Below are 21372 nucleotides of genomic sequence, written 5' to 3' on the forward strand. Positions count from 1 at the left end.
AATAAACTGGCTGCTTAAATGCGGTCATTTGGACAACTGGGTTGAAAATCGCCGCCGTTTACACCACCCAGATTGATCGTCCCGTGGCTAGCGACGTTGACGTTGTCTGCATCTTCAGCACCGGTGACGTACTGGCACCGGCACTGCCTTTCAATGCCAGCAACTGCCGTCGTAACTCGACTCGCTACAGCCAGGAGACAACGTCCGGCACCCACTTCGCCCCCATCGGCGGTACTGGTGGCGAGCCGGGTGAAGTAGTGCGTGATTACGCCAACCGTTGGTTGGTGAATAACTGATCGCTGTTAGCTTTAGCGCATTAAAAACCCCAGCCCAGACGGTTGGGGTTTTTTTTGGGCTTCCATCCGCGCCAGATGACAGGTTGGGCCGGAGCGACAGCCAGGGTCCAAGGCTCAATCCTTGAATTCCGACTTGTCCAGACCATGCTTTTTCATCTTGTCATAAAGCGTCTTGCGGGCAATCCCCAGCTGCACCATGGTGTCCTTGATGCTGCCCTGACAGGCGTTCAAGGCGCTGACAATGGCTGAGCGCTCGAAAGCATCCATCATCTCTGGCAGTGTGCGGCGGCCAGGCACGTTCTCCTGGCCCTGTGCTCGCGTTTCGTCAAGAGCGGCAGGGCCCAGCAGTACGTATCGCTCGGCCAGATTCCTCAGTTCCCGAACGTTTCCCGGCCAGGGGTGTTCCATCAAACGTGCTGCCTGTTCAGCATCCAGTGGGATGCTTTCGCGGTCATAGCGAGCAGCCGCAATCAATACGAAGTGATGGAAAAGCACCGGGATATCTTCCTTGCGCTCTTTCAGGGAAGGAATATCGACTTTCATCACGTTAAGCCGGTAGAACAGGTCCAGCCGGAACTCTCCGGATTCGCCAAGTGCCCTAAGATCGGCCTTGGTGGCGGCGATAATACGAACATCAATGTCCAGTACATCATTGCTGCCCAGCCGCTCTATCCTTCGCTCTTCCAGAACCCGCAACAGCTTGACCTGCAGCGGCAAAGGCATACTCTCCACCTCATCCAGGAACAACGTCCCCCGGTGGGCGTGCTCTATCTTCCCGATACGCCGCTTGTCCGCACCGGTAAACGCCCCCGGTTCATGGCCAAAGAGTTCGCTTTCGATCAGGTTTTCGGGCACTGCGCCACAGTTAATGGCAACAAAGTTATGACCTCGCCTCGGGCTGTTTTCGTGGATGTACCGGGCCAGCGCATCCTTGCCAGACCCGGTATCGCCCTGCAGCAGGACATTGGCGGAAATATCCAGGATAGGATCAATAGTGGCCATTACCTGGCGCATGGCCGCCGAGTCGCCCAGTATCCTCGGCCCCGGTCTGGCCAACTGACGCAACTGGACCTTGAGTCGACGATTCTCCAGCGCCAGGTGTCGCTTCTCCAGGGCGTGACCCAACAGTTCGATCAGTCCGTCATGATCAAAGGGCTTTTCAATGAAATCATAGGCCCCAAGCTGCATCGCTGTGACGGCCGTGCTGATGTCACCCTGGCCAGTGAGCAGGATCACGGGAATGTCTTCATCGATGGCACGGATCCGTTTCAGCAACTCCAGTCCATCCATGCCGGGCATGTTGTAGTCGCAAAGTACCACCCCCGCAAACGCCGGCGATATCCGTTTCAGGGACGACGCACCATCCCCAAAGCAGGCCACAGACAGATCTTCCAGGGTAAGCGTCTGCTCCATAACCGGGCGAATATCCGGGTCATCATCAACGAAAATTACCGAAGGCTCCGTCATTCTGTCGTCTTCCGCTGCTTCAGTTTCAGCACGAATTCCGCACCCGTGGTATCAACCCGATTCTGCCCGGTCAGGGTCCCGCCCAGAGCATCGACAATCTGTCGTGATATTGAAAGCCCAAGGCCGAGGCCCTGCTTCATCGACTTGGTGGTAAAGAAGGGCTCGAAAACCTGCTCAGTGTCCCCCGACAGCCCGGGGCCATTGTCACGAACGGTGCAACGCCAGTAGTCCGACTCCGCCTCAAGGTCGATCGTGATCCTTGGCTGATCCTGAGTCTCCACTGCCTGTACCGCGTTGGCCAGCAGGTTCACCATGACCTGCTCAATGCGGTTCAGGTCGCCGTGGCACATGGCCGGCTGATCCGGGCGATGCCAGCGGATATCGACACCTTCGCTGCTGCTCTGGGCACGAATGATCTTCAGCGCGGCATCTACCGCCATGCGCATATCCACCGTAGAGGGAGGACCCTCGGATTTGCGGGCAAATACCTTGAACTGGCGGATCATCTCGGCCATTTTTTCACACAACCCTATAATCTCGGAAAGATTGGCATCCACCGTTTCCGTTGCGCCCCGTTGCAGGAACTTCCGGCTGTTGCGGGCATACCCCTGGATCGCCGTGAGCGGCTGATTCATTTCATGATTGAGCCCTGCCGACATCTGCCCCAGTACCGCCAGTTTAGCGGCCTGGATCAGCTCCTGCTGGGTCTCCCTCAGCTCATTACGGGTCCGTTCCCGCTGCTGAATTTCTTCCATCAACTGGTCGTTGGACCGTTGCAAATCTTCCGTGCGCTGGGTCACGCGGCGCTCAAGCTGTTCCCCCCTGATGGCCAGTTCCCGTTCACGGCGGTAGCGTTCACGCAGGTACAGCCAGGTCAAGAAGCCCGCCAGATAAAGCGCCAGTCCTCCCAGCGCGAAGCCAAGGCGGCTGAGTGTTACCGACCGGGTCCCCACCATTACCTGCAAACTCCAGTCCAGTCGTGGCAGCTCAGTGCGTACACTGAGGTACTCTGTCGCCCTGCCAGAGCCAGCAATATCCACCAACGCCGAGTTCGCGGCGAGCACCCATGGCCGGTCACGCTTCTCCCATTCGATCGGTCTCAATTCCCTGCCCGGGTAGCGCTGACGTAGCTCCGCAGACAGTGGGCCATCGCCGGCTTCGAAATCCCTGTAGACCCAATCGGGATTGCTGCTGAGGAAGGCAATGCCCTCACCATCCAACACAACCATCTCGGATTTACGCTGGGCATCAGGACGGTGCCACTGGGACTCCAGCTCATTCACCAGAACCTTGACCGCCACCACACCCAGCATCCGGCCCCGCTGACCCCGGACCGGGTGTGAGAAATACAGCCCCCGCTGCCGTGACTGGGTTCCCAGCGCAAAGTAGGCGGTTGGCCCATCGTTACTGATGGCCTCCTGAAAGTACGGCCGAAAGGAATAGTTATTGCCTACGAAACTGTCCGGCTGTGCATAGTTATTGGCGGCGATGGTGAGGCCGCAAAGATCCATCAGGTAGACATCAGAGCCACCGACAATTTCCGCCATCTTTTGCATCTGCCGGTTGGCCTGGAGCAGCACGGCATCGTCATCCGGGTGACGCAGTGCGCTCGCCAGCACCGGATGTTCAGCGACCATCCCGGGCAGTGGCAAGTAGCGTTTAAGCTCGCTTGCGATCAACTGCTGGTAACGAAACGACTCCTGCAGGCTGTTTTGCTCCAACTGGTGCAACCCGTACCAGCCACCGAGCACCCAAAAGACCACCAGGACGGGAAGCAGGATCAATACAGCACTAAGTCGGTGGGACATGCATCAGGCTTCCGACGAAAAAGATCTAGCCTGCCACGGAACAACCGGACCAACAGGCACCGGCAGTTCCGCCCGGAGGCAGGCATGTTCATACTGGTGCAACATCCGGCGCTCGCTTGCGCTGGATCAGCCAGGCCATGACAGCCAGACCAAGACCGGTCAGGTCCGTCCAGATTCCGCCCTCAATGGTCAGCAAGGCCGCCACGATGAGGAGCAGCCGGACCGGCCAGTTACCAGCCATTCCACCAAACCATCCCATCACCCCGGCAGATAACAGGTATACCCCAATGATAGCCGTCACCAGCGCGCGGGCAATTTCAAACCAACCGGCTTCCATCAGCAGCGCTCCGTTGTAGAAGAACATGAACGGTACGATGAAGGCGGCAATGCCAATGCGGAATGACGCCACCGATGTTGCCATCGCGTTGGCACCGGAAATACCGGCGGCGGCGTAGGACGCCAGGGCGACCGGCGGCGTGATGGCCGACACCACGGCAAAGTAGAACACAAAGAAGTGGGCGGTCAGCGGCTCAATACCCAGCTGTACCAGGCCGGGCGCGACGACCGAGGCCGCGACGGCGTACGCCGCCGTGGTCGGCATGCCCATTCCCAGCAGTATGGAAATGAACATGGCAAACACCAATGCCAGCAGGTGAGAGGCCTGTGCCACATCCAGTAGCAGCACTGAGAATCGCGCGCCAACACCGGTCAGGGAGATGACCCCAACGATAATGCCGGCCGCGGCGCACACTACAATGATCTGGATCGACATCAACGCCGCTATATCCAGCGCATGGAAAATGTCGCGAACGCCCATCTTGTTAGGTGAAAACCAGCTTACCACGGCGGCGGAAACCGTCGCCAAGGTACCGGCCCGGATCACCGAATACCCCTGGAACAGCGCCACCACCAGAATAATGATCGGAAGGAACAGATAAACCTGCTTGACCAGGCGAGAGAACCTGGGCAGTTCATCTTCGCGCATACCCCTCATACCGGTCTTCGCGGCTTCGAAATCCACCATGAAATAGACCGAGGCGAAGTACAGGATGGCCGGAATGATCGCGGCAATGGCAATTTCGGTGTAGGGAATGCCGGTGATTTCCGCCATGATGAACGCACCCGCCCCCATGATCGGCGGCATGATCTGACCACCGGTGGACGCCGCAGCCTCCACCGCGCCAGCCGAGGTCTTCCTGTAGCCCACCTTTTTCATCAGCGGGATAGTCAGTGAGCCCGTGGACACCACATTACCGGCACTGGTGCCATTGATCATGCCCATCAAACCTGACGCAAAGATGGACACCTTGGCGGGTCCACCCCGGGAACGCCCGGCAGTCGCAAAGGCAAAGTTCACAAAGTAGTCGCCCACCTTGGATGCCTGCAGGAACGCCGCAAAGATAATGAACAGGATGATGTAAGTGGATGACACCGCCGTGGTTGGTCCAAGGATACCGGCGTCGGTATACACCTGACTGAAGAAACGCTGCACGGAAAGCCCGGGATACCCCAGGAAGCCCGGGAGATACGGACCGGCAAACACATAGGCCAGAAACACCAACCCTATGACGACCAGCGACATGCCCGCTACCCGTCGGGTCAGCTCAAGGATCAGCGCGGTGCCGGCCACCGCGGCAAATGAGATACCAATCGGCGCAAAAGACGTGCCGGTGGACATCCGTATGGATGTATTGAACACCACCAGCAGATACACCGCGACCGATATCGAACAAACGATCAATACCAGGTCCGGCATGCTGAAACGGGCACGGTCACGTTGATGAAACCATGACGCGATAATACCACCTGTCGTGGCAACCAGCAGTGGCCAACCGAAATGCCAGGTTTCCACCTCCGGCGCAATGCGCATCGCGCCGTCATTCAACATGCCATAGAACGCAAACCCCTGGTACAGCGAGTAGAGGGCGGGCAGCATGACAACCGCTGCAATCCAGGTGGTCCAGCGATGCCGTATGCCACCCTCCTCCGGCGTGGCAAAGCGGGCACCGGCGTACAGAGTGAACCCGAGCAGCAGCGCACCAGCCACGTGCACAATCCTGAATGACCAGGTTTCCAGCGGAGCAATATTCAGCGTGTACAGATGGAACACCGAATAGCCAATCGTCAGGAGGGTAACCAGCTTGAGCAACCAACCCGTGAACAGTCGACGATTGGCCTCAACCGGCTCCTCGTCAACGTTATGGGCGAGGACGTGGTCCTCATCCCCGGGAATCCCGGGAGAGTGTTGTGTTTCGTGTTCAGTCGACATGATTCTACCTGCGAGCAGAGAAGCCAGTCCGATCCGGAGCCGGTTTGAAGGGGGCGCACTCGGGCGCACCCCCTTTCCAGAAAGGTTGATTAGTTATGAATCCGGTCTTCCGGAATCTCGTAGCCGTTCTCGTTAAACCAGCGTGCTGCCCCCGGGTGCCAGGGCAGGACGGTGTTCTTGTTGTAGTTTTCAGGAACGGATGTGGTTGCCGCCTTGTGAATCGACACCATCTTGTCGTGGTTCTCCATGGTCAGCTTGACCATTTCATACACCAGACTTTCCGGCACATCGCAGTTGGCAATGGAAAAGTTCCACATGGAGACAACCCGGGAGGGCTCATCCAGGGACTGGTAGGTACTGGCCGGGATAACAAACTCGGACACCGGGAAGCTGCTGGTAATTTTCTCCGCTTCTTCGTCGTTCATACCGATGATGTTCACATCCGTCTGAACTTCCAACTGACTGACAGCGGGGATTGGGATGCCGGCGGCAAAGGCCACCACGTCGATCAGGCCATCCTGGAGCTGTCCACCGAGGTCGGACCAACTGCCGTTGCGGCGCTCAAAGTCCACACCAAGGGTTTCCATCATGCGGGGGAAGTAAGTGTCGGAGGTAGAACCGGCGGGACCAAAACCGATGGTGGCGCCCTCCGGAATATCAGCGATCGACGTAATACCGGAACTGCTCAGGGTCGTAATGGAGAATGGCGTCTGGTACATCGGGAACATGGCACAGACGTTGTCCATCTTCATTCCCGGAGCCAGCGGGCTACTACCTTCCATGGACTCCCGGGCGGGGCCCATCGTGGTCAGACCGAACTTCAGGTCCCCGGTGTGTACCAGCGCCATGTTCTGCATGGGGCCGCCAGTGATCTCGGCACCACCGGAGAGGTCCAGATTCTCGGCGATAAAATTGGCCCAGCCGGAACCGTAGGCGAAATAGGTACCACCCTGACTGGCGGTGCCCACGGTGAAACTCTCTGGCCAGCCGGATCTGTCCTGGGCAACCACAGGGGTCGCGGCAAGAACAGAACAGGCGGTCGCTGCCGCCACGATGGCTTGGATTCTCATGATGACTGCTCCCGTATCGTTGTGTTTGTTGGGTGCTGAAAGGGGCCCGTTGGCCCTCAGGCGATACTGTGGAGCAAGACGTGCGCCAGTAACGAAAAGTTCTTACATGACGATACGTTAGAGAGTTCCAGGCTGAGCGGACCTGCCAGAATGAGTCAAACTCCACCCCTCACTCAGCCCATAAATGGGTGGACATTCACACATAGTGATTGGCCTTTACGAGGTGTCACAGGTGTTGCACCCTCACAACCGGTTGACGGGAATTTTAAGGTAGCTTACCCCGTTGCCTTCCGGTGGCGGCATATTCCCGCCCCGGACATTCACCTGCACCGAGGGCAGTATCAAACGCGGCATCTCCAGGGTGGCATCCCTCGCCTCCCGCATACGGACAAATTCTGCCTCGCTGACACCGTCGCGGATATGGATGTTGTGGTGTTTCTGCTCACCGACGGTGGTCTGGCAGGCGTACTCCCGCCGATCGCCAGGATAGTCATGACAGACGAATACGCGGGTCTGCTCGGGCAAGGCCAGCAACTTCTGGATAGAGCGATACAGGGTGCCGGCATCGCCCCCCGGGAAATCGCAGCGAGCCGTGCCACCATCCGGCATAAACAGGGTGTCCCCCACGAAAAGGGCGTCACCGATCAGCCAGGCCATGTCCGCCGGGGTATGGCCGGGCACATGAATCACACGGCCTTCCAGCTCGCCGACAGAAAAGGTCTCGCCGTCGCTGAACAGATGGTCGAACTGACTGCCGTCGCAGAGGAATTCCTTCTCCAGGTTAAACACCTCGCGGAAGGTTTCCTGCACCTCACGGATGTGCTCACCGATGGCCAGCCGGCCCCCTACCTGATCACGCACAAAGGGCGCCGCGGAGAGATGGTCGGCATGGGCGTGGGTCTCCAGCACCCAGTCCACGTTGAGATTGTGCCGCTTCACAAAGTCCACAAGACGCTGGGCACCTGCGGTGCTGGTCCGGCCCGCTTTCGGATCGTAATCCAGCACCGGATCGATAACCGCCGCATGACCACCCGTGCCCTCGAACACCACGTAACTCCAGGTCTCGGTGTCCGGGTCGAGGAAGGCTTCTACTTGGGGACGCATGAGGGTTCTCCTGTATTCCGGTCCGGCGATACAATCAATATACTTTCAGATATAATACCTGACAATATATTATTGTCGTAAAGAGAGATGACCGAATGGCTGATACTTCCCACCTGAGCGTGGCCCAGATGCGCGAGAATGCCAGTGAAGCCACCGCCATACTGCGGCTGCTGGCACATGAGGACCGGCTGCTGCTGCTCTGCCAGCTTAGTCAGGAGGAACTGTGCGTGAGCGATCTGGAAACACGGCTGGCCATTCGCCAGCCTACCCTGTCCCAGCAACTCGGTGTGCTGCGTCGGGAAGAACTGGTGGCCACCCGGCGTCAGGGCAAGCATATCTACTACCGGATTGCCGACGAAAGCGTGCTGGCACTGCTCCAGACGCTCTATGAACTGTATTGCCAACCCCAGGGAGAAATATCATGACGGTGGACTGGAATGCATTTACCCCGTTATCGGCCCTCGCCGGCGGGGCGCTCATCGGCCTCGCGGCGGTGGCGTTCCTGCTACTCAACGGTCGCATTGCCGGCATCTCCGGCATTGTGGGTGGCCTGCTGCGACCACAGGCAGGCGATATCGGCTGGCGGCTGGCCTTCGTCGCCGGCCTGTTGCTGGCGCCCATGATCTGGACGCTGGCGCTGGCGGCGCCGGAACTGACCATCGCCGCCAACTACCCAATGCTGGTAATCGCCGGCCTGATTGTAGGCATCAGCACCCGGTACGGCAGCGGCTGCACCAGCGGGCACGGGGTCTGCGGGATCTCCAGGCTGTCGCCGCGCTCCCTGGTGGCCACCCTCTGCTTCATGGCCACCGGCTTTGCCACCGTCTACGTCGTCCGTCATCTGCTGGGGAGCTGATATGAACCGCCACCTTGTTTCCGCATTGATCACCGGCCTGGTGTTCGGCCTGGGCCTGCTGATATCCGGCCTGGCCAATCCGGCCAAGGTGCTGGCCTTCCTGGATCTGGCCGGCGCCTGGGATCCTTCCCTGGCACTGGTGATGGGGGCCGCGGTAGCCGTCGGCCTGGTGGGCTACCGACTCGCCCGGGGCCGGAACCGCTCATGGCTGGGCGCGCCCCTGCGTCTACCCACCGCCACACACCTGGACAAGCGCCTGATTCTGGGCGGACTGGGCTTCGGCGTGGGCTGGGGCCTGGCCGGCTTCTGCCCGGGGCCCGCCCTGGTGGCCTTGGGAGCGGGCGAACTCAAGGCTATGGTGTTCGTCGTCGCAATGCTGGCAGGTATGGGGCTGTTTGAAATACTGGAGCAACGCCGTGCCACCTGAGGCCAAGCTGATCCGCCACAGGTGGGAGGATGCCCGATTTAGGGGCGTACCATATTAATGTTGTCAGATTTTAGTCCTGCCTGCCCCTGAGAAGCTAGTGTAAGATCCTGCCATTCGCCGTAGGAGACAGCTTTGTCGCTGATCGGATCAGCATTCACGTCAACCGAGGTATCACCGGGCACCGCACACACGTCGATCGTTGATAACGCAACAGCCCGTCCAGGCGATTACCGATGGTCGCGTGTCACCACGGCGTCCCGCAGCCTCGGGGAGGCCGGGCCCGGCTGGTCGGGCTGCGCTTCGAGGGTCAGGCGGATGATGATGCCTTTGGTTTTGCCCTCATCGATCTCGACATCCAATCTGACGTTGTGCCCATAGGCCAGCGCGTCCCGCAACAAATCGAGATAGCCCTGCCGGAGGGGACGATCTTCATCATCAAGGAGCCGGAAGCCGTAGGCCCCGTCGTCGCCAGCCAGTTGCACGATAACTTCGGCAGTGATGTTGTCCCCACTGCCACCAAACCGGTCGCCGCGCTCGTTAACCCGTAGCGACTCGAGTTGTCCCTGCCTGATAACCAGTGCCATGATGCGTGTCCTCCTGATTGCTGTCTTTCCTCCCGGTGACCACCGCCCATCAGGGCTGCGCGGTTACCCGGATTGCCTCGCCGTTGGTCGGTCCTGTGCGTCGGTAGGCCACCCGGACCGGGGTCCCGATATTGAAGGCGGTCCGTACAGTATCGAGCATTCCCCGGGACATGGGTTCATCGGCGTCGCGCCGTAGCGGAAAGCCAAACCAGCTTCCGGGCTGGCCGTCGAGCTGGAAGACGACTTCCACCTCCTCCAGCCGGTTGGACGGCCCGCCGATGGCGTCCCCGATCTCATGGACCCGCAACAGTGTGGGTACACCGCGGGTGGCGACGATCTGTCCGATCAGCTCGTTCCATTCCACCTGATCGGCGTCGAGGTCGACTTCCACCAGGTGATTGAGGCTGTTGGCTTCGCCCTCAACGGTGGCGTGAAGCCGGTAAGTGCGTCCCGAACCGACTCTTTCTATCTGCAGTCGACCGAGCGTACGTTGGTGCAGCAACAGCCCGAGCCGCTCCGCCCGGTAGTGCTCGCCCTGCTCTGAGTCCAGGGTGAAGTCCTCGCCGAAATGTTCCAGCAGCCCGATCATCGTTTTGCTGTCCAGTGGATTGCGAGCGATCGCCGAGCTCGTCAGCTGCAACACCCGGGGGTTCCGGCTATGGTCGATGGCCCCGCCGGCGTGATCGGAGGTGATCTGGTGGATGGCCCCGATATGGGCATCACCACCGAGGATGAGCACCAGACGGGGATGCTCGCCATTACGTCCTCCGATGGTGTCGTTGGCCAGGTCGAAGGCGAAATCGAGCAGGCGTTTCAGATCCGGCTGGTTCGACTGCCACGTCCAGGCGTCGGTGGCATTGAAAACGGTGCCGATGTCTTCATTTACAGCGTCGTAGACGATGTTGGCCCCGGCACCACCCACGATCGCCCCAACCGCCGCGCCAACCGGTCCGCCCAGGCCCCACCCGACCGTCGCGCCCAGGATCGATCCAACGGCAGTGGCACCGCCCTCGGGCACGTCCTCAAGCTGCTCCACCGGCAGCAGGGCCGGCGGCACGGCACAGCCAATCACCACCACATCGGCGTCGGTGACTTCCTGGGAGGCGGCCCATCGTTCCATTGCCGACCACTGAACCCGACCGAGGACCGGAGCTTCGGAATCATCCCGCCGGGCGGTGCGACCGTCGGTCATGAAGGTGGCCACCGGACCGCGACGAAAATGATAGTGGATGGCGCCCTCGCGTCCGGTCGGTCCGTGCGCAAGCTGGAAGATGCGGAAAGCCTCCAGACCACCGGCAATGCGTTCGTCGCTGATTCCGTCATCCCACCCCCAAGAGTCGGTGACCTCGTGGTCGTCCGGGATCATATACGTGGGGATGCGCCCGATAACATCGCGAACCGGCTGGAACGTCCAGAAGGCGTTGTACTGTCGCATGTAACCGTCGAGCCACCGTTCGCCATCACCGGGTTCGGGGATGCTGTCTCCGTATACCTGGTCCCCGAGAAGCAACAACATGTCGGCATCGTCGCGGCGGGCAAGGCGGCGCCAGAGTCGCATATCCCGAGCGGAATCATAGGCATCGGTGTTGACCGGCTTGTGGCAGGAGCCAAAGTAGAAGGTGAGGTCCGACGACTCCGCGGCCGTGCGAAAGAAACCCTCGCTGAGCCGCTTGCCGGCGCGAGGCTCCCGGGACGCTTCCGGCCGCAACAGGAGCCGGTAACGGTAGGTGTGGCCGGGCGTGAGTCCGGAGGCGTCCACAACAAAGGTATTGGCGTTCGAGCCGTCGAACTCAACCGGAAGGACCTGCAGCGGTTCTCCGGATCCCGCACCCTCATCAATCTCGCACTCGTAGCGTCGCCCTGGCAACGGGTCCGGGTGCAGCTGGAACCACAACCTGGCCGTCCGACCGGTGGTATGGCCCACAATCGCTTTGGCAAGATCAACAACGATGATCCGTTCGAGGTCCACGTCACCCGATGACAGCTTGGTGCTCGTGGTCGACAGCACACGGGGGGAGGTTCGCACCAGACCCGCGATCCGGCCGGTGAACGCAAGCAGCACCGCGATGTCATGGAAGTGGGGTTTGTCCCCGTGCTGGGCCTGGAGCCGGTCGATGTCGGCAGCGACGTCGAAGGAGAATGTCACGACGCCATCCTCGCCGGTGGTCGCCCGCTGCTCGGGCAACGTGGTCCCTTCACCGAGGGTGAGCCCACCACCGCTTTCGATGTCGGGGACATCATCGTCGGCCAGTAGTGTTGGTACGGGCCGACCACCACCGTCGTCGTTCGACTCGATGATGATTTCGATGAAGCGCGGCTGTAATGTCACCTCACATGTGACATCACACCCGTCGACGGGGTCGCCGGCCAGGAAGTCGATACAGCTGATGGTCACCTGCATGAGAGGTCCCCCCCTTTCCCTGATGGGTCCAGATGGTCCCTTTGCAGCGGCGAGTCGACCCCGCCAGTCGCCATCAGCGTCCTGAGTAAACCACGTTATCGCCAAGTAACGCTCTGACCGGCGGCAATGCCCAACGTGGTCAATCGCCCTGCCGTTCGTCCGCGCTCCGACTGGCCTGATACCGGAACGCCCTTAGTAGTACGAAGCTAGTTCAGGGTGAGCCACGCCACAAGAGTCGGATCATACGACACACGGGTAGCAAACCGTTGTACGCCAATCGATGGTTCGCCCTGGTCCTTCAGTAGGCGCATTCCCTACCGGCCCTCACCGTGATCGCACTGGCTTTTCTCTTCCTCCATCTCTTGCATAAATTATATTACGGTCATAATATTATAGTCGAAATATAAAGAGGCCACTGAACGACCGCCCCGAATGGAAGACGATCCACCGGAGCGCCAAGTGCCTTGCACTCGATGTTTCCTGGTTCAACCCACAGCCCCGGAGGCCAGCATGAAGATGGACAAACACCCTACGGTTGTAAAGGTTCGCGCCAACGGCGCCCCTCAAAAACCCTCAGGTCCGATTGACGCGACTTTCCTGAAGGACCTGGCCATGGAATGCGGTGCCGACGATGTCGGCCTGGTGGAGGTCAGCCGCCCAGCGCTGGAAATGGACCGTCCCTATATCGGCAAAGTGTTCGAGCCGGCGAAGTCACTGCTGTCGTTCGTTATCAGGATGAACCGGGAACCGGTGCGCTCGCCCGCCCGCTCCGTCGCCAATCAGGAATTCCACGCTGTATACGACGATGTTAACGACACCGCCCGACGAATCGTCCGTGCACTGGAGGCAAAAAACATCCCCGCCTGCAATGCCGTCGCCGCCTTTCCCATGGAGGTGCAGCTTCCCGGACGCGGCTGGATGGTGTCCCACAAGCCGGTTGCGGTGGAAGCCGGGCTGGGAATGATCGGCCTGCACCGGAACGTCATTCACCCGAAATTCGGCAGCTTCGTGCTCCTGGGCACCATACTCATCGGCGAGGAAGCCACCGCCTACGACAAACCGATCGACTACAACCCCTGCCTGGGCTGCAACCTGTGCGTAGCGGCCTGCCCCGTGGGTGCCATCAAGACCGACGGCGGCTTCGACTTCATGAGCTGTTTCACCCATAACTACCGTGAGTTCCTGGGCAATTTCGGCGACTGGGTCCATACCCTCGCCGACGCCAGGAGCGCCAAGGACTACCGCAAGCGCTTCTCCGATGGGGAGACCGCCTCCATCTGGCAATCCCTGTCCTTCAAGCCCGGGTACAAGGCGGCGTACTGCCTGGCCGTATGCCCGGCTGGCGAGGACGCCATCAATCCCTTCCTCGAAGACAAGAAGAGTTACGTCAAGCAGGTATTGCGGCCATTAACGGAACAGGATGAAACCGTCTACGTGCTCCCCTACTCGGACGCCGAAAAACACGCCGTGCAACGGTTCCCCCACAAGGAAATCAAACGGGTTCGCCCACAGATTCGTCCGCAGTCCGTGGACATGCTCCTGCGCATGATGCCACTCAGCTTCCAGCGGGGCCGGGCCAAAGGGGTGGATGCCCGCTACCACTGGACCTTTACCGGCGAGGAGAAAATCCAGGCCACGATCGAGATAAAGGACAGCCAACTCACCATCGAACGCGACCATGTGGGGGAAGCAGACATCGCGGTAACCGCCGACTCGGCAACCTGGCTCAAGGTCGTCTCCCGCGAGTACAACGTGCTGGCCGCCCTCTCGCTCCGAAAGGTTCGGGTCAAAGGGGACATGACACTATTTCGGGCTTTTGGGAAGTGCTTTGTCTGAAACGGCTGGGGCGGGACGTGCTCATCCGGCCGGAACCACTATCGGGCCTTCTCCGACCTAAAGTTCGGCTTCCATAAAAGCGTCCGCCAGATAACGCATGACCAGTTTTATGCGCTCCACGTGACGCAGGTCGGTGTGGGTCAGCAACCATAGCTCCGAGGATCTTCCAGGCGGGAACGTGAACAGGGCCTCCAGTTCCGGCCTTTGCTGATCATCAGGCAGCAACGCCAGACCATGGCCACTCTGGGCCAGCCATGACATCGCCACCAGATCATCACTGCGGGCCCCGATACAATGGGCGAGCTTGCGTTCCAGCCAGACGAAAGCCGGCAGATGTTGCATCCCCCCGCTGGCACCAATGAGCTTGTGGTACTGCAAATCCTCAAGACTGGCGGGAACTCCATGGTTCTCCCGGTAGGCCTGGCTGGCGTATACGCTCCAGCCAATGGAACGAACCTTGCGCCCCACCAGATGCTCCGGGGGCGTTTCCGTTACCCGAACGGCGATATCAGCCTGACGGGTGCTCATGTTCACTTCCTGGTTGCTCACCAGCAGTTCCACCGTAATATCGGGATAGTCCCGGTTCAGGCCGGCGAGGTAGTCCGGCAGGTATCGGTAGGCAAGATTATTGGGAGCGGTTATCCGGACTTTGCCGGATGGCTGGACATCACGGCCGACAATTCTTCGCTCCATGTCATTGAAGGCACCATCAACACGGTTGGCGATGTCCCTCAGTTCCTCCCCCATCGGGGTCAGGGCATAGCCTCCCGGAAGACGCTCAAACAGACGCGCTCCAACATCCTTTTCAAAGGCATTCAGCCGCCGGAAAACCGTTGAAGGGTTCACGCCCAACACCTGGGCCGCACCGGCCAGCGAACCGGCCTGCTCGACAGCCAGAAACACCTTCAGGGCATTCCAGTCCACCTGCTGCCCTCCTTTCTGCAGATTCGATGCCTTGCAAAGTTGCAAGATTGGCTTCCATTATTGCCAATTCCAATCGAACTATGCAAGCGCGATACTGGTCCCGACACTGACTGAAAGGAGACAACACCATGTTTGACAGACTAACCGCAGATACCGCCGCACTCGTGCTCAGGTGGGCCCTTGGCCTGGTACTGTTGGCCCACAGCCTGTACCTGAAGATGATGGTGTTCACCCTCGCCGGCACTGCCGAGTTCTTCGTCAGCGTCGGCTTGCCTGGCCCACTGGCGTACATCGTGTTCCTGGTCGAAATGGTCTCCGGTGCGGCCCTGATCCTGGGCTGGCATAGCCGACTCTGGGCTGTGGTGGTCATGCCGGTATTGCTGGGTGCCACCTGGGTGCATCTGGGCAATGGCTGGTTGTTCACCAACAACGGCGGAGGCTGGGAATACCCGCTTTTCCTGAGCGCAATGGCTGGAGTCCAGGCCTGCCTGGGAGACGGAAGGTATTCACTCACCGCCTGGCAGTCCATGGCTGGTGGCAGGGAGGTTCACCCATGAAGGCGGAGTTCGAACTGATCACCCATACACTATGCCCTTACGTCCAGCGTTCGGTTATCGTCCTTCATGAGAAACGCGTGCCCTACCGTCGCACCGATATCGATCTGGCCAACAAGCCCGACTGGTTCCGACAGGTATCCCCTCTTGGCAAGGTACCGGTGCTGGTGGCCGGTGATCGGGGGACATTGTTTGAGTCAGCCGTGATCTGCGAATACCTGGATGAGGCAACGCCGGGAAGCCTGCATCCGGAGGACCCATGGGAACGCGCCAGTCATCGCTCATGGATCGAATTCGGCTCCAGCCTGCTGAGCGAGATCGCCCGACTGTACAGCGCACCGACGGAGCAGGCATTCAACACCGCCTGCGACACCTTGAGATGCCGTTTCGAGGCATTGGACGAGCGCCTGGGCGATGGCCCCTATTTCAGTGGGGACCGATTCTGTCTCATTGACGCCGTTTACGGCCCCGTTTTCAGATATTTCGATGTGTTCGAAACCGCACTGGATATCGCCTGTCTTCCGAGCGGGAGGAAACTTGAAGCCTGGCGGGCGCACCTGAGGGCCCGTGAATCCGTCCAGCAGGCGGTGACCAAGGACTACCCCCAACGCCTGCTGACCTTTGTCCGGGATCGACACAGCTATATGTCGTCTCTGCTTGCCGGTGCCGTCAATGAACAGATCCATGCGACGTCGCACAAAAAATCCGCCGGCGCTGTCGAAAAGGCCTTCCCCCATGCGACTCATAAATGAGTCAATCTAACCAGGGAGCCCGATCATGGATATCGAAACTACCATCAAAACCCTCTCCTTGCGCTGGCTGGAGGCTGCCGCCAACAATGACGTGGATGCGGTCATGGCGCTGTATCACCCCAACATTCGTTCGTTTGATGCCATTCTTGCCTTGCAGGTGGAAGGGACAGCGGCGTACCGGGAGCACTGGAAAACATGCATGGAATGCTGCCCCGGCGATCCCTTTTTCGAAATGTACGACCTGAAGGTGGAGGCGTCCGATTCGCTGGCCGTGGCCCATAGCCTGACTCACTGTGGCGCGATGGTCGACGGCGAGAAACAGGGTGGCTGGATGCGCGGTACCCAGGTGTGGCAGCGGGATGGAGAGCAATGGCGGATTGTGCATGAACACTTTTCCTGCCCGTTCAATCCGGAAGACATGTCACTGATCATGGAGTGGCAGCCGGGGCATGAGCCGGTACGGGTCAGTTAAGGTCCCAACTGGTGTGTGACAACGAAGCGGCTATGCAGGAGCGTGGTGGTGACCACTGGCGATCCCTGCTAGCCCACCTGAACCGACGACGATCTGCAGCTCACCGTTACGTTGAGACAGAAGGTTGCCGGACGTAGATGGGTATGGAATACTTTTGGCAGCTCGTAGACCGGACCAGAGACGTTGTTCGGACGTTCGCTTCAGGACATGCGGCATCAGGACGCTTCTATTTCAAGATTCATGGCAGTCCTCTGAAATAGTGCAATTTCAAGGATAGATACAGGAGCCTCACCATGACGGATATCGTCATCCCCCGACACTCGTCCACCCTCTCTGATTTTTGTGAACCGTCAGCAGCCCTCGACGACTACGCGAGAGCTCGTCAAGCGATGTTTGGCTGTCAGTCCGTATCCAAGGACTATGCCTACTGTCTCGCGATTGATCCGAGCCCGCAGGATCAGGCAGTTAGCAATATGCTTAATAGCCTACCCGAGAAGTCCAGACAGCGGCTTGGCTGCTGTGTGGACCAGCATGGGCAAGATACGGTGCGGTTGGCGTTATTTGTCGAGTGGGTTCAAAGTCAACTAAATCCGGACAATGCCAGCAGTACCAACTCGGCTGCAGGTATGGGCGCCACAATTCTTGGTGCCAGGACGAACAGTTTTATGAATGCGCTGAGTCAGTACCAGGATGCGCTCGTAAAACTGAACGAGTTCTCACGAGTGGGACGGGGCCCTGCTCAGACGAAAACCCAGCTGAGGCAAAACGTTCAATCGGCCTACGAGCGGCTTAACCGTTACTTCCAGCAAGAACTACAACGACTGGCTCCGGGTTCTGACTTTGGCAAGAACAAAGGTACCGCGATCACCGGAGCCGATCGCGGTGTCACATTGGCTGAACGGCATAAGGGACGTGGGATTCATGTCGCCGACATGCATGAAGGCCAGGCTGTCAGCCGTTTTTCTCAGGGCCTGCAATATGCCGGACGTGGCATCATTGTGGCGGATGTGGGATTCAGGGCTAACAAGGTTTACCAAAGCTACCGGAATGAAGAAGAGTGGGAGCGGGAACTCGTTGCACAAACCGGCGGCCTGGCTGGCGCCACCTCAGCAGGGTTTGTCACCGGCAAAACGGTAGCCATGACTATGGCCCGAGTCGCGTTGGCAGCCACACCCTGGGGATGGGCACTGATGATTGGCTCCGCAGTTGCCGTTGGTGCTTACGCCGCGTATCAAGCTGACGAGCGTGGCCAGAACCTTTTTGGAAGAATCTACGACTACTTTACGGGCGACTGACGCATGGATGGAGAGCTTATATTTGCATTTGTGTTCGCCGGGTGCCTGCTAACGGTCATGGTTTCCTGGCTGGTTTTTGGTCGTTTGTCCATGGCGAGAATCGAGAAAGCCATCATGGCAGAAGGCAAGCCCCGTCCCTGCCCGTGGGATGGGGTTGGTGGGCGGCTGGTATGGTACGCATACGCTGTCGCATTACCAGAATTTTTCTTTACTGATGTAGACAACCGTCAGCTCAAAACATCGGATGTAAAGCGATATACAACGAGGGCTGACCGGCTCCGGGCCTGGGTCTTCATGGTTGCCGGGCATGGCTTCGTGCTGTTGGTATTCGCTGCCGTGATCTTTGATTTTGGGTGAGGGTCGGAGCCTGAACACCACCGCGCACTACAGTGTCTTGTTAAATTTGCTTTGCATGAATGGCTTCGTTGCGGGCGACCCGCAGAATTGCCTTTCTTCCTTCTGAATCTGCCGCCATAAAATCACGGATTAAACACGAAAGGTCGCGATATGGATCGTCTTCTGCTGGGGGAGCAGCGATACTTTGATAATTCAAGAGCTCGGCTGGGCTCACGCCAAGACCACGAGCAATTGATTCCACGGTGGAAACAGCCGGAGATTTCAGGACCCCGTTGTTGGCGACGAGATTGCTAATGGTCTTCTGACTTACGCCCGAGTTGTTAGCCAACGTTTTCTGACTGAAACCTTTCATGGCCATCAGCTTCTTGATGTTTTCTCGCAACGCTAGACTTGTATTCATCCTTAGCTATCCCGAAAATTCCTGAATTTAACTAGGCCGTAGAAAAAGTCCCGCCCCTATTTTTGGTCGTGCCCCTACGTAAAATCTGGATGCGTTTTCGGCCATGAGTATTCCAGATTTCAAGAATAGGCCCTATATTTAGCTTATTTATCGATCAATTTCGACTCAAGGTAGGCCTTCGACCTTTTTCTACAGCCTCAACGCCGTTGTTCAGCGGCAGCCTTGGCAGAGCGAAGCGGCGACAAGGCTGTCCGGTGGAAGGCCCTCCGGGCCTGGAACGAACTGGAACTAATTGTTAAGAGCGCTTTGATGGTTGCTCCAATTCATTTAGTGCCTCGTAATATTTGGCAAGATCTTCTTGCTGTATACGGTTTAGGCGCCCCACTTCCCGCTGCACGCGATCATATTCCTCTCGCGTAACCCAAGTGTTCATGTCTACGCCACCTTCATAATCTAGCAGGCAGTTTGCAACCCTGAGATTGAGGTCTCCGTTCGGAATGTTGACTCGTCTTTTTATGCCAGCGTTCCATGCGAGGTTGGCGAATAATTTCACTGTTCCAACGAATAACGCAATGGAAATAATAGCCCCAATGAACATTCCCAAACCGCTGGAGGAGCCTCCACCGGATAAATTTCTAACTTCGTTATCGATTACCGCGTAGCAAAAATTTGGAAACAGAGCGCAAAACAACAAGATGCACCTCAAAACTCTACCCTCCAACTCTTAACGCTGAGTGCAGCGGCAGTTTGTGGAGTGGCGCTTTGTGCTAGCGTAGCGTCCAGCATAAAAGAGCCGCGGAACAAACTGTCCGACTGGCACGTATTGTTAGCTGAGCCTGCCTAAGGAGTAGTAGCCGTAGCAGTTGTAAACTGAGAGTCAAAATGGGTTAAAAGCATGTCTATAAAGCGACCATGATACAAACCATATACTTGACTGGATATTTTCGTATCTTTCGGCGGAATGATCGTTAGCCTCAACTCTCCATCCTCCGTTTTTGGGCGAAGCCACGCCTTCTTCGACCACTGCTCAGAGTCATGGGTAAAATCGCCATCTTTATCGTAAGACCAAGAGCGTACTTCGTTATCGTCAATCGCTTTCTTAATTTTCTTCAGGAGGCCTGATGGATTGCTAGTTTTTACAATGATACTCATAGACTTGTCCCCTTATTTCCAGAAATTGATTTACAGCTAACGCATTTTAGAAAGACTCATTATTTCCTTTGAATTTCTGCACTCGTGGATTCTCTAGAGAATTAGCCTCGATCAGATTTGATAACTTTCTGACATCTTGATTTAGTTTGTACACGCTCTGTCCTACCCCATCTATGGAATCAACGATCTTGAGTAGGTAAGGCTTACTTATAAAACCTGGCAGATCAGCATAGGGCTTCACGTCCAAAAGAAAATCTTCGCATTTCGAATTGCTTCCATCTAAGCTAGTCCATTCCAAGCGAACCTTGAAAGGGGGCATCGGCTCCTTCGAATCTGCTTTTTTCGGTTTGAATAATTGGAAGCCGATAGCAAACAATATTGAGATTTTCTCTCCTTGCGGAATAAGAGTTATAGGACCTCTCTTTATGCTGCAATCTAAAATCAGGTCGTAGTTGGTAAAATCCTCCGGTTCACCTAGGAACTGAAAGTGAACATTTCTTGCCGGGCCCGTACCTACGTTGACGATTGAAATATTCAAGCCACCTGTTCCATCTGGGTGCGGCTCAAAGTATGCAACTAAACTCGGCTCAGAGCCGGCTTTTCGTAGCAACCGATTTTCACGCCATAGAAAAACAGTAAGGAGCGCTATTACGACAGTGGAGAAACCGCTGAGAACTGTCGCTATGTCATTCAGGCCCATTACTGATTCTCCGCATATCGGTTGTTGTAGGATTGAGCGCTAACGCCTGCAGCATGCGCGCCCATGGAATGGAGCCGAAGGCGCAATGTAATGGGCGTCGCCGTGCCTGCATTGGTTATGGCTTCAAGCGACCCGCATTTTTCTTGAAATTGCATTGATAGCACTCAGCTTGAATATTGGAGATATCATCTGTCCCACCGTGATAGACCGGAACTTTATGTCCTTTTGTCCAAGTGTACCGATATCGTTTGTCGGGGCGAGGCGGGATTTCGGACCAACTACGACCACACTCGGCACAAGCGGGGCTATCAGCCAGTAATTGCTCCCACTGCCGCTTCGTGTGGGAGCCACCATTTTCCTTCATACGCTGTTTTCGCATTCGTGCACGAGCATTGCGGCAATCCATGCAGCGATTACACGCGTTGAATCTGCTACCACCGCACTTGGTGCAAACCGGCACTTGCGAACAACCCTATGCTTGATGATCTGGAGGCAGTTGTCCCTTCTGCTTTAACTCAAACATTGGACAATGTGTATCATTCCACTCCCGCATTAAATTTCCACAGACAGAGCAATTGAATGAGTCCTTATCCCCCCCTCTGTCAGCCTAGTTGTCCAGTTGGCTATTTCGCCTGATTTTAATAATCC

22 protein-coding genes are annotated in these 21372 nt (G+C 57.7%); 10 read left to right on the top strand and 12 right to left on the bottom strand.

Annotated features, from left to right (window positions below; all coding sequences use genetic code 11):
• Window positions 1–41: 41 nt before the first annotated feature.
• A complete protein-coding gene (locus tag RO069_RS00205) occupies window positions 42–296 on the top strand; it encodes a hypothetical protein (RefSeq protein ID WP_328184474.1) in 255 nt (84 codons plus the stop codon).
• 114 nt (window positions 297–410) lie between these two features.
• Here the strand turns inward: RO069_RS00205 and RO069_RS00210 are convergent, their stop codons facing one another.
• From RO069_RS00210 to RO069_RS00230, 5 genes are all read right to left on the bottom strand, one after another.
• Entirely contained in the window at window positions 411–1763 is a 1353-nt protein-coding gene (locus tag RO069_RS00210; protein WP_328184476.1) for a sigma-54-dependent transcriptional regulator, read from the bottom strand.
• The gene (locus RO069_RS00215; RefSeq protein ID WP_328184478.1) at window positions 1760–3571 is read right to left on the bottom strand and encodes a sensor histidine kinase; all 1812 of its coding nucleotides are present in this window, start codon (window positions 3569–3571) and stop codon (window positions 1760–1762) included. The genes RO069_RS00210 and RO069_RS00215 overlap by 4 nt, the downstream gene beginning before the upstream one ends.
• A gap of 88 nt (window positions 3572–3659) precedes the next feature.
• Window positions 3660–5840, bottom strand: coding sequence for a TRAP transporter permease (locus tag RO069_RS00220; protein WP_328184480.1), 2181 nt, complete (start codon window positions 5838–5840; stop codon window positions 3660–3662).
• An 89-nt stretch (window positions 5841–5929) separates the two neighbouring features.
• A complete protein-coding gene (locus RO069_RS00225; RefSeq protein ID WP_328184481.1) occupies window positions 5930–6910 on the bottom strand; it encodes a TAXI family TRAP transporter solute-binding subunit in 981 nt (326 codons plus the stop codon).
• Between the two features lie 243 nt (window positions 6911–7153).
• Window positions 7154–8014, bottom strand: coding sequence for an MBL fold metallo-hydrolase (locus RO069_RS00230; RefSeq protein ID WP_328184483.1), 861 nt, complete (start codon window positions 8012–8014; stop codon window positions 7154–7156).
• Between the two features lie 95 nt (window positions 8015–8109).
• Here RO069_RS00230 and RO069_RS00235 point away from each other — a divergent pair, with 95 nt between their 5' ends.
• Genes RO069_RS00235 through RO069_RS00245 form a run of 3 tightly spaced genes read left to right on the top strand, consistent with a single transcriptional unit; the run spans window position 8110 to window position 9297 of the window.
• Window positions 8110–8439, top strand: coding sequence for an ArsR/SmtB family transcription factor (locus tag RO069_RS00235; RefSeq protein WP_328184484.1), 330 nt, complete (start codon window positions 8110–8112; stop codon window positions 8437–8439).
• Window positions 8436–8870 carry a YeeE/YedE family protein gene (locus RO069_RS00240; protein WP_328184486.1) on the top strand — a complete coding sequence of 145 codons (435 nt, stop codon included), beginning with the start codon at window positions 8436–8438 and terminating at the stop codon, window positions 8868–8870. The genes RO069_RS00235 and RO069_RS00240 overlap by 4 nt, the downstream gene beginning before the upstream one ends.
• A gap of 1 nt (window position 8871) precedes the next feature.
• Window positions 8872–9297, top strand: a complete 426-nt coding sequence (locus tag RO069_RS00245) for a DUF6691 family protein (protein WP_328184488.1) — start codon at window positions 8872–8874, stop codon at window positions 9295–9297.
• Window positions 9298–9524: 227 nt separating this feature from the next.
• Here the strand turns inward: RO069_RS00245 and RO069_RS00250 are convergent, their stop codons facing one another.
• Window positions 9525–9881, bottom strand: coding sequence for a hypothetical protein (locus RO069_RS00250; RefSeq protein WP_328184489.1), 357 nt, complete (start codon window positions 9879–9881; stop codon window positions 9525–9527).
• A gap of 49 nt (window positions 9882–9930) precedes the next feature.
• A complete protein-coding gene (locus RO069_RS00255) occupies window positions 9931–12282 on the bottom strand; it encodes an alkaline phosphatase D family protein (RefSeq protein ID WP_328184490.1) in 2352 nt (783 codons plus the stop codon).
• A 510-nt stretch (window positions 12283–12792) separates the two neighbouring features.
• Between RO069_RS00255 and RO069_RS00260 the strand changes: the two genes are divergently transcribed.
• Window positions 12793–14118 (top strand): SCP2 sterol-binding domain-containing protein, encoded by a 1326-nt coding sequence (locus RO069_RS00260; protein ID WP_328184491.1) that lies wholly within the window; start codon window positions 12793–12795, stop codon window positions 14116–14118.
• Between the two features lie 57 nt (window positions 14119–14175).
• On the opposite strand, the gene RO069_RS00265 is transcribed toward RO069_RS00260, so the two are convergent.
• On the bottom strand, window positions 14176–15042 hold the full coding sequence (locus RO069_RS00265) for a LysR family transcriptional regulator (RefSeq protein ID WP_328184492.1): 867 nt from the start codon (window positions 15040–15042) through the stop codon (window positions 14176–14178).
• Between the two features lie 128 nt (window positions 15043–15170).
• Between RO069_RS00265 and RO069_RS00270 the strand changes: the two genes are divergently transcribed.
• From RO069_RS00270 to RO069_RS00290, 5 genes are all read left to right on the top strand, one after another.
• Window positions 15171–15599: a DoxX family protein gene (locus RO069_RS00270; protein WP_328184494.1), complete on the top strand. Its 429-nt coding sequence runs from the start codon at window positions 15171–15173 to the stop codon at window positions 15597–15599.
• On the top strand, window positions 15596–16348 hold the full coding sequence (locus RO069_RS00275) for a glutathione S-transferase family protein (RefSeq protein WP_328184496.1): 753 nt from the start codon (window positions 15596–15598) through the stop codon (window positions 16346–16348). The genes RO069_RS00270 and RO069_RS00275 overlap by 4 nt, the downstream gene beginning before the upstream one ends.
• A gap of 25 nt (window positions 16349–16373) precedes the next feature.
• On the top strand, window positions 16374–16820 hold the full coding sequence (locus tag RO069_RS00280) for a YybH family protein (protein ID WP_328184498.1): 447 nt from the start codon (window positions 16374–16376) through the stop codon (window positions 16818–16820).
• Window positions 16821–17113: 293 nt separating this feature from the next.
• Window positions 17114–18115, top strand: a complete 1002-nt coding sequence (locus tag RO069_RS00285) for a hypothetical protein (RefSeq protein ID WP_328184499.1) — start codon at window positions 17114–17116, stop codon at window positions 18113–18115.
• 3 nt (window positions 18116–18118) lie between these two features.
• Window positions 18119–18472: a hypothetical protein gene (locus tag RO069_RS00290; RefSeq protein ID WP_328184501.1), complete on the top strand. Its 354-nt coding sequence runs from the start codon at window positions 18119–18121 to the stop codon at window positions 18470–18472.
• 40 nt (window positions 18473–18512) lie between these two features.
• Here RO069_RS00290 and RO069_RS00295 read toward each other — a convergent pair whose 3' ends face one another.
• The 4 genes from RO069_RS00295 to RO069_RS22065 all read right to left on the bottom strand — a co-directional run bounded on the left by RO069_RS00295 (window position 18513) and on the right by RO069_RS22065 (window position 21130).
• Window positions 18513–18872 carry a helix-turn-helix domain-containing protein gene (locus tag RO069_RS00295; protein WP_328184503.1) on the bottom strand — a complete coding sequence of 120 codons (360 nt, stop codon included), beginning with the start codon at window positions 18870–18872 and terminating at the stop codon, window positions 18513–18515.
• Window positions 18873–19712: 840 nt separating this feature from the next.
• Window positions 19713–20024: a hypothetical protein gene (locus RO069_RS00300; protein ID WP_328184505.1), complete on the bottom strand. Its 312-nt coding sequence runs from the start codon at window positions 20022–20024 to the stop codon at window positions 19713–19715.
• Window positions 20025–20070: 46 nt separating this feature from the next.
• Window positions 20071–20724, bottom strand: coding sequence for a hypothetical protein (locus RO069_RS00305; protein WP_328184507.1), 654 nt, complete (start codon window positions 20722–20724; stop codon window positions 20071–20073).
• Between the two features lie 115 nt (window positions 20725–20839).
• Complete coding sequence (locus RO069_RS22065; protein WP_442915314.1) at window positions 20840–21130, bottom strand: HNH endonuclease signature motif containing protein; 291 nt, start codon at window positions 21128–21130, stop codon at window positions 20840–20842.
• Between the last annotated feature and the right edge of the window lie 242 nt (window positions 21131–21372).

The organism is Marinobacter sp. OP 3.4, from assembly GCF_036224885.1.
In the GTDB taxonomy this organism is placed as follows: Bacteria; Pseudomonadota; Gammaproteobacteria; order Pseudomonadales; family Oleiphilaceae; genus Marinobacter.

What these genes read in the sequence shown, in the direction of transcription:
- RO069_RS00255 (WP_328184490.1), bottom strand. Translation starts at nt 12,282, where the DNA reads ATGCAGGTGACCATCAGCTGTATCGACTTCCTGGCCGGCGACCCCGTC.
- RO069_RS00235 (WP_328184484.1), top strand. Translation starts at nt 8,110, where the DNA reads ATGGCTGATACTTCCCACCTGAGCGTGGCCCAGATGCGCGAGAATGCC.
- RO069_RS00285 (WP_328184499.1), top strand. Translation starts at nt 17,114, where the DNA reads ATGACGGATATCGTCATCCCCCGACACTCGTCCACCCTCTCTGATTTT.
- RO069_RS00290 (WP_328184501.1), top strand. Translation starts at nt 18,119, where the DNA reads ATGGATGGAGAGCTTATATTTGCATTTGTGTTCGCCGGGTGCCTGCTA.
- RO069_RS22065 (WP_442915314.1), bottom strand. Translation starts at nt 21,130, where the DNA reads ATGGATTGCCGCAATGCTCGTGCACGAATGCGAAAACAGCGTATGAAG.
- RO069_RS00210 (WP_328184476.1), bottom strand. Translation starts at nt 1,763, where the DNA reads ATGACGGAGCCTTCGGTAATTTTCGTTGATGATGACCCGGATATTCGC.
- RO069_RS00280 (WP_328184498.1), top strand. Translation starts at nt 16,374, where the DNA reads ATGGATATCGAAACTACCATCAAAACCCTCTCCTTGCGCTGGCTGGAG.
- RO069_RS00300 (WP_328184505.1), bottom strand. Translation starts at nt 20,024, where the DNA reads ATGAGTATCATTGTAAAAACTAGCAATCCATCAGGCCTCCTGAAGAAA.
- RO069_RS00245 (WP_328184488.1), top strand. Translation starts at nt 8,872, where the DNA reads ATGAACCGCCACCTTGTTTCCGCATTGATCACCGGCCTGGTGTTCGGC.
- RO069_RS00295 (WP_328184503.1), bottom strand. Translation starts at nt 18,872, where the DNA reads ATGAATACAAGTCTAGCGTTGCGAGAAAACATCAAGAAGCTGATGGCC.
- RO069_RS00230 (WP_328184483.1), bottom strand. Translation starts at nt 8,014, where the DNA reads ATGCGTCCCCAAGTAGAAGCCTTCCTCGACCCGGACACCGAGACCTGG.
- RO069_RS00260 (WP_328184491.1), top strand. Translation starts at nt 12,793, where the DNA reads ATGAAGATGGACAAACACCCTACGGTTGTAAAGGTTCGCGCCAACGGC.
- RO069_RS00220 (WP_328184480.1), bottom strand. Translation starts at nt 5,840, where the DNA reads ATGTCGACTGAACACGAAACACAACACTCTCCCGGGATTCCCGGGGAT.
- RO069_RS00270 (WP_328184494.1), top strand. Translation starts at nt 15,171, where the DNA reads ATGTTTGACAGACTAACCGCAGATACCGCCGCACTCGTGCTCAGGTGG.
- RO069_RS00250 (WP_328184489.1), bottom strand. Translation starts at nt 9,881, where the DNA reads ATGGCACTGGTTATCAGGCAGGGACAACTCGAGTCGCTACGGGTTAAC.
- RO069_RS00215 (WP_328184478.1), bottom strand. Translation starts at nt 3,571, where the DNA reads ATGTCCCACCGACTTAGTGCTGTATTGATCCTGCTTCCCGTCCTGGTG.
- RO069_RS00225 (WP_328184481.1), bottom strand. Translation starts at nt 6,910, where the DNA reads ATGAGAATCCAAGCCATCGTGGCGGCAGCGACCGCCTGTTCTGTTCTT.
- RO069_RS00275 (WP_328184496.1), top strand. Translation starts at nt 15,596, where the DNA reads ATGAAGGCGGAGTTCGAACTGATCACCCATACACTATGCCCTTACGTC.
- RO069_RS00240 (WP_328184486.1), top strand. Translation starts at nt 8,436, where the DNA reads ATGACGGTGGACTGGAATGCATTTACCCCGTTATCGGCCCTCGCCGGC.
- RO069_RS00305 (WP_328184507.1), bottom strand. Translation starts at nt 20,724, where the DNA reads ATGGGCCTGAATGACATAGCGACAGTTCTCAGCGGTTTCTCCACTGTC.